This is a genomic window from Nocardia sp. No.11 (assembly GCF_038752175.1).
GTDB lineage: Bacteria > Actinomycetota > Actinomycetes > Mycobacteriales > Mycobacteriaceae > Nocardia > Nocardia canadensis.
This window is the reverse complement of record NZ_JBCGFB010000198.1, coordinates 1-6,931: the sequence shown is the minus strand read 5'-3', so window position 1 is coordinate 6,931 and position 6,931 is coordinate 1. Positions and strand designations below refer to the sequence as shown.

5 protein-coding genes and 1 pseudogene are annotated in these 6,931 nt (G+C 71.1%); all 6 read right to left on the bottom strand.

The features are described from left to right. Window positions 1-1,084 (bottom strand): annotated as a pseudogene (locus V8688_RS30710) (hypothetical protein); the annotation flags it as partial. Next, the gene (locus tag V8688_RS30705) at window positions 1,084-1,461 is read right to left on the bottom strand and encodes a hypothetical protein (RefSeq protein ID WP_342802259.1); all 378 of its coding nucleotides are present in this window, start codon (window positions 1,459-1,461) and stop codon (window positions 1,084-1,086) included. The gene V8688_RS30705 and the pseudogene V8688_RS30710, both read right to left, overlap by 1 nt. A 9-nt stretch (window positions 1,462-1,470) precedes the next feature. Further along, a complete protein-coding gene (locus V8688_RS30700) occupies window positions 1,471-1,995 on the bottom strand; it encodes a DUF3558 domain-containing protein (RefSeq protein WP_342802258.1) in 525 nt (174 codons plus the stop codon). A gap of 671 nt (window positions 1,996-2,666) precedes the next feature. After that, window positions 2,667-4,409, bottom strand: coding sequence for an NTP transferase domain-containing protein (locus V8688_RS30695; RefSeq protein WP_342802257.1), 1,743 nt, complete (start codon window positions 4,407-4,409; stop codon window positions 2,667-2,669). Window positions 4,410-5,644: 1,235 nt separating this feature from the next. Next, window positions 5,645-5,935, bottom strand: coding sequence for an MGMT family protein (locus tag V8688_RS30690; protein WP_218721975.1), 291 nt, complete (start codon window positions 5,933-5,935; stop codon window positions 5,645-5,647). Window positions 5,936-5,940: 5 nt separating this feature from the next. Continuing rightward, the gene (locus V8688_RS30685) at window positions 5,941-6,732 is read right to left on the bottom strand and encodes an alpha/beta fold hydrolase (RefSeq protein WP_342802256.1); all 792 of its coding nucleotides are present in this window, start codon (window positions 6,730-6,732) and stop codon (window positions 5,941-5,943) included. Window positions 6,733-6,931 lie beyond the last annotated feature (199 nt).

Here is a 6,931-nt window from a genome sequence, read left to right as displayed (position 1 = left end):
GGGCGGCGGTGACGGATCGGCCAGCGCCCGGCGCGGTCGCCCCGCCGCGCCCGCCGGTCGACCCACTGCTCCCACCCCGGCCGCCGCCGGGAGTCGTGCCGATCGGTGTGGTGGTCCCCGGTGTGGACGGATTCGTGCCCGTCGGCGATCCCGACGGGGTGGTGGTCGTGGGCGAGGTCGTCGTCGGCGACGTGGTCGAGGCCGCCGTGGTGTCGTCGGTCGACGACGACGTGGTCGAGTCATCGGCCGTGCCGCCGTCGTCGGTGGTCGTCGTGCCCTCGGTCCCGGTGTTCTCCGACGCCTGCCCGTCCTCGGTCCCCGCCGTGGTCTGCCCGTCCGTGCCCGCCGTATCCCCGGTGGTGCCACCGGACTGCGTGCCCTGGTCGCTGCCGCCGCCGCCCGGAATCGACGGGTCGCCGCCGTCGCCGCCGACGACCTTCGGCGCGGTCGGCATGAACGGGACACCGGTATCGGATTGCACCGCGACCTGGCTGTACACGGTGCGCAGGATGCGACGCGCTTCCTGTAACGCCTCGTCTCCCTCGAACTGATCCAGTTTCATCTCGCCGTCGGCAGGCAGGGTCTTGCCCGCGACGGTCGGACGCTCGGTGAGCCCCGGCATCAGCGCCTGCGTCTGCTCCAGACCCGTCTTCATCTCGGCGAGTTTGAGGCTGACCGCCGTCGCGGCGGCGGGCAGCGTGGCCGACTGCGCGGCGTAGTTCTTCACCGCCGTGACCGCTGCCGTCGCCGCTTCGCCGACCCATCCGTTCGGCCCGTTCGTCGTCGCCTCGAACGCCTTGTTGAACGCGACGATGGTCGTCGACAGATCGGCGCCGATCTTGCTCCACACCTCCGAAGCGCTGTGCACCACAGCCGGTTTCATCGCGGACACCGCGCTCAGAATCTCCGGCAGCTGCATGTGGTCGTAGCTGTCCACCGTTCCGACGAGATGGTTCGGCTGGGTCTCGCCCGCGAAGATCTGGGAGAAGTTCGCCAGGTTCTGCGTCAGATAGATGACGCTGCGCTCCTGGTTCCATTGCTCCTGCGCGGCGATCACCCGCGCTTTGTACTCCTCATAGGTCATCAGTTCCCCCCGAGACCGGTGTATTGCCCAGCGTTGTCGTCGTCTTGGGCTTGGAAGTTGGCGATCGCCTTGAGGACAACTTCTTTGGCGGTTGTGACGGCCTCGATGTGCTCGAGGATCGTCGCGTCGAGCGCACGATCGCTACCAGCCGCCGTCAGCGAGAATTTCTGTTCCAGGATGCGACTCGAATTGAATGAACCGAAGCCTGTGATGCGTTCGACGCGGCCGACTTGGACGAGAACTGCGTCGAGGGCTGCGAGGTGATCGTCGCATACTCGCGCGAGCGTATTGCCGACCTCCGGGTTGAGGGCGAGCTGCCCTGCTTCAGCCTGGCCACTGAGTTTCGTCCACTCGGTGGGATCGATGTAAGAAGCCACGATGCCACCTCACGCGCCCGGCACGTGGGGTGCGAGTGTTTCGCTCAGGCGCCGGACTTCTGCGCACGGGTCGCTGGCCGTTTTCACGCTGGCACGGTTTCGTACGTCGAACTCCACCACCCCGGTGGGGACCTCGATACTCATGTAGCAGGTCAGGTCGTGTGTCGCACCGACCGGTCGCGACTGGAGGGCTTTGCGGGTCCCGACCATGGTATCGACGTAGTCGGTGTAATCCGTCCGAGCTTTCGCCTCAGCCAGTGTGTGCGTCGCCGACGCAACTGTCAGGGTGTACGACTTGTTCGAGTCCTGCCACCCGCAGACCTTCCACCCCTCGAACGCCACCCCCGCGACATCCTTCTCCTTGGTGGCGGTGTTCAGCCCGGCGGCGGACAGTGCTGAATCGGGCAGCGTGCAGGGGTCCCAGAGCCCGGCACTCGGATCGGCACTCGTCGTAGCCGCTGCTGCGGTAGTGGCGGGCGGTGCCGTCTGGACCGGCTCGGCCTCATCGCACCCGCTGACCAGCGCTCCGACCACGATCGCGACAGCTGGGACAGCCTTTCGCCACCTGTGCATGATTCCCCCGAATGGTTCGATTCTCCCCGCCGGATCCCCGGCGCCGACTATCGCGACGACTCTACCGGACCGTCGTCCCAGCTCAACCGACCTGGTTCGGCGGGGTTTCGCCCGCGACGGTGGTCGAGAGCTGCGCTAAGCGCTGTGTCGGTCATCAGTTTCCCCGAGACCGGTGTCTTGCCCAGCGTCGTAGTCGTCTCGGGCTTGGATCGCGCCGAGCACATCGGCCAATGCGCGCCGAACCTCCGCGCACGGTTCGGGCGTGGTGTCGCGGGCGGTGTGCTTGGCGCGGTTCCACCAGCCGCCGATCTCCTCGGTGTCGGGCCAGTCCTGGTTGGGCAGCAGGCGGAGCAGGGATGCGCGGACGAGGGGTTCGACCGCTCGGCCGCGCCGTGACGTCCAGGACCGCTAGGGCGAGGTCGCCACGGCCGCGTTCGACGAGGGGAATGCCGCGTTCCAGGAAGGCCGGCCAGAAACGCAGGTAGGAGTCGGTGATTCGGTAGCGCTTGTTCTTGGTGTCGGTGGCGGTCGACAGCGGGAGGTCGGCCGCGACTATCCGCCTGTCCCGCAAGGTCGTCAGGTGACAGCGGGTCGGCGGTGGCGACGTCCGGTGACGATGACTGCTCGCCCGCTCAATGGGGCAGTGGGAGGAATTCGACGATGGTGCCGTCGGGGGCATCCGGCGGGACGATGACGAGGCCGTCGCGGTCGATGAGGCCGGCCAAGTGGGCGGTGCGGACGGAGGTGTCGGCGGTCCAGCCGCCTTCGGGGGTGTGGCGGGCGGGGGTGATGCGCTGGACGGGGCCCGCTGTTTCGGCGGCGTTGTGGAGGGGGCCGTAGGCCGGGCGGGGTGGGGGTGCGGCGGTGCGGGCGGCGACGATGGCGGGGGTCAGGGCGAGCAGGACGGCGATCGCGGCGAAGGGATTGCCGGGGAGGCCGAGAACCGTTGGGCCGGTGGGGAGTTCGGCGACGATGGTGGAGCCGCCGGGGCGCATGGCCAGGCGCGGGACGACGACGCGGGCCTCGGCGCGGGCGATGGCGGAGCGGAGCTGGTCGGCGGCTCCGCCGCCCGTCGCGCCGACCACCACCAGGAGGTCGAAACCGGCGGTGGCGGTGAGCATGTCGTCGAAGCCGTGGTCGGTGTCGCGCAGGTGGACGCGGTCGAGCACGGTGACGCCCAGACCCGCGAGCAGGTCGGGCAGGACGGGGCCGATCGAGTCGCGGGTCTGACCGGCTTGCAGCGGGCCGCTGCTGCGGATCTCGTCACCCGTCATGACGATGCGGGCCCGGACGGGCCCGCGGACCAGGCCCGCGGTGACCTCCACCGAAGCGGCCGCCGAGCGCAGGGCGGCGGTGACGCGCGTGCCCGTGGGAGCGAGGAGATCGCCGACCATCTGGTCCTCGCCGCGGGTGCGGATATCGCTGCGGATCGGGGTGTCGGGGCGGCGGGTGAGCTCGTCGCCGGTGACGTCGGCGAACTCGTCGCGCAGGACGGAGGTGGTGCCGTCGGGAACGTGCGCGCCGGTGGCGATGCGCACCGCTTCGCCGGGCAGCAGGCCGACCGGGCGGGCGCCGCCCGCGAAACCGATATCGCGGCGCAACTGCCATGGCCCGTCGCCACACACGGCGTAGCCGTCCATCGCGGAGACGTCGAAGCGGGGCAGCGCGCCGGCGGCGACGATCGGGGCGGCGAGGGCGGCGCCGCTCACTTCGCCCAGCTCGGCCTCGTAGGCGACCAGCGGGGTCAGCTCGGCGGCGATGCGGGCCCTGGCCGCGGTGAGGTCGAGGCGGGTGGCGGCGCGGTCGGCGATCGTCTCGCGGGCGCGGCGGACCTCCTCCTCGGTGTCGCAGTCGCCGGTGCCGGGCAGTTCGATCAGGGTGGTCTCGGTGGGGACGATCGCCTTCATCGGCTGGTTCTCCAGCGCGTCCAGCCCGGCCAGTGCCGCGGCCAGGGCGGTGCGACGCCAGACCCCGACGAGGTATTGGGGTCGGCCGGAGGCGTCGATCGCGAAGACCGCGTCGGTGGTCGATTCGGCTGCGCGGCCCAGTAATTCGCGCACGGTGTCGGGAGTGAGGAACGGCATGTCCGCGGCGAGGACCACGATCCACGGCGCCGGGTCGGGGCCGAGCGCGCTGAACCCGGTGCCGATCGCCGCGACCGGGCCGGAACCCGGCGGGACCTCCCTGACCTGTTGCACCCCGGGATCCAGCGCGGGCCGATGTGGACCGACCACCACGACCCGGCCGCAGTCGGCCACCGCGGCCAGCGCGGCGTCGAGCATCGATCGGCCGCCGATCACGATCGCGGGTTTGTCCACCCCGCCCATCCGGCTCGCGCGTCCGCCCGCGAGCACGATCGCATCGGCGGCGGTCATCGGCTGATCCGGCGTAGGGTAATCGGCACGAAAGTCATGCTAGCGGGGCGTGACGTCGATGCTCGAGCGCCCGACGGCGGCGTCGCGTCGCGGTCCGGCAAGGGGGTGGGGATGTCCGGTGCAGGTGGACCAGGTCAGCCGACGATGCTCGGCGACGTGATCCGCGGATTCCTGTTCGTGGTCGTCACACTCGGCGGGTTGTTCGGCGCGCTCGGGGTGGTGGTCGGACTCGTCGAACGCGATATGGAGATCCTGGTCGTCTACCTGGTGTGGTCGGTGGTGTTCGCGATCCTCGGTGCGCTGGTGTTCTGGTGGATCAAGTCCTCGCGGTCGCCGACGAAACGTGGTGTCGGTGCGGGGCGATTGTCGGCGTATCCGCCGGGGAGCGCGCAGGCGGGAGTGAGTCCTTCGCACACTCCGGCGGCGGCGTACGAGCAGCCCGGCCGAGCGCAGTCGCCCGGGATCCAGCAGCCCGGCATGGCCCAGCCGCCCGGATATCAACAGTCGGGTGGGGTGCATCCGCTCGCGCCTCAACCGTCCGGTGGGGTGCAGACGCCTGGGCGTGAGCAGTTCGGTGGGGCGCAGACGCCCGGGAACTGGCGGGGTGGGGCCGCGGCATCGGGGAGTGGGCCCCACCCGGAGCGGACGCCGAAGCGCCCAGATGCGGGAACACGGCGACCGCAGGACGCGCCCAGCGGAGCGGCGGCGCGACCTGGTGAGCTGAGCGCGCCGCCCGGTGGTCTCGATTCGCGGCCCAACGGTCCTGCCGTGCGGCCCAACGGCACTGCGGTGCGGCCCAGCAATCCTGACCTGAGGCCCGGCGCCCCGGACACGAGACCCAGCGCCCCGGACGCGCGAACCGGTGCGCCGAATGCATCGAAACCTGCTGTAGACGAACGGCACTCGGCGCCGACCAAAACAGCGGGGCCCGTGCGGCGCTCCGATGTCGGTGCGCCGTTGACGCCGCCGCCGGTGCGGCCGGGGGACCGGCCCCCGGTGCACTCGCCCTCGGCGGATACCTACGCGGAGGACCCGGCTCGCCGCTCCTCCCCGGTCACACCTCCGGCTAGACCGGTAGCGCCCTCGGATCCGACTGTGCAGCAGTCCTTTCCAGACGAGCACTGAGTCGCCGCCCGGCCGACGGCCATCGCTTCGGGGCGGGTCGGATCGGTCGCGGATCGAGCACGACCGGCGGGCATTGCGTGATCGAGCGCGAACCGACGGCCGGGTAACGCTCAGAGCCGGGCTGTGCGGAGGTCGACGCGACCGTCGACGATCGGCACCCCTTCTTCGGCGAGCAGACGCAACTGCCGGGCGGCGAGGTGGGCGGCGGGGCGGCCGGACGCGCCGATCACCCGGTGCCAGGGGAGGTCGGCGGAGTCGGTGCGCATGATCCAGCCGACGGTGCGCGCCGAGGACAGACCCGCCCCCTGGGCGATATCGCCGTAGGTCGACACCCGGCCGGGCGGGATGGCCGCGACCAGTGCGCGGACTCGTTCGACCTGCTCCTCCGTCGTCGCCGCCATCGCCGCTACAGTGCCGCGGCGATCAGCGCGGCCGCCTCGGCGGGGCGGGCCTGGGCGATCATGTGATCGCACTCCCACACCTCGACGGTGAGCCGGTCGCCGAGGTGGGCGGACAGCGCGGCCAGGAACTCGGCGGTGACATAGGGCGGCTGCACCTTGGCCGCGCGGACCAGCACGGTGGTCAGGTCGACGGGCGGCAGCACGAACGGACGCGCGAGCTGACCCCAGTACGAGGTGATCGCGGGCTGGAAGATGCGCCAGCCCACCCGGCCGCCCTCGGTGGGCACCAGATGCTCGGCCAGCTCGCGTTCGAGCAGCGCCGGGTCGACCTCGTCGGGGCTCCACGCGCTGTGCTGCTTGTCGGACCTGGCCTCGGCGAGGTCGGTGTAGTCGGGGGAGGCGAGGTTGGCGAGGGCGACCTGTTCGATGAGCTTCGGATCGATGCCGATCGCGGGGTCGAGCAGGATCAGCGACCGCACCAGGTCGCGATGACGACGGGCCAGGTGGATGCCGATCGCGCCGCCGAAGGAGTGGCCGACGACGACCACCGGACCGTCGGTCTCCGCCCGCACGAGGGCCGCCAGATCGTCGACGATCGTCTCGAAGTCCCACGGTGGCAGCGAGGTCGAGCGGCCGTGTCCGCGCAGGTCGGGAGCGATGACCCGGGCCTGGGGCAGGTGCTCGGTGGCCAGGGTTTCCCAGCGGTTGCCGTGGCCGGTGAGACCGTGCAGGGCGAGGACGGCAGGGCCGTCGGCGGGACCGAAACGGTACACATGAAGCGAGGACACGACAGCCATTCTGGCCGGTCGCGCACCATCTCGCAGCGTGTCCCCCGGCAGGGGAGTGCTGGCGTGTCGTACTGGTCTGTTGCAATAGCCGACGTGGTGCGATCGGATAGCTCGGTGCGACTCGTGCGCCGGACGACGCGGGCGCCCCGGCCGCGAGCCTGGGGCGCCGCTGTTCGCGCGCTGTTCGCCGAGCAGGCCCAGCCCGCGC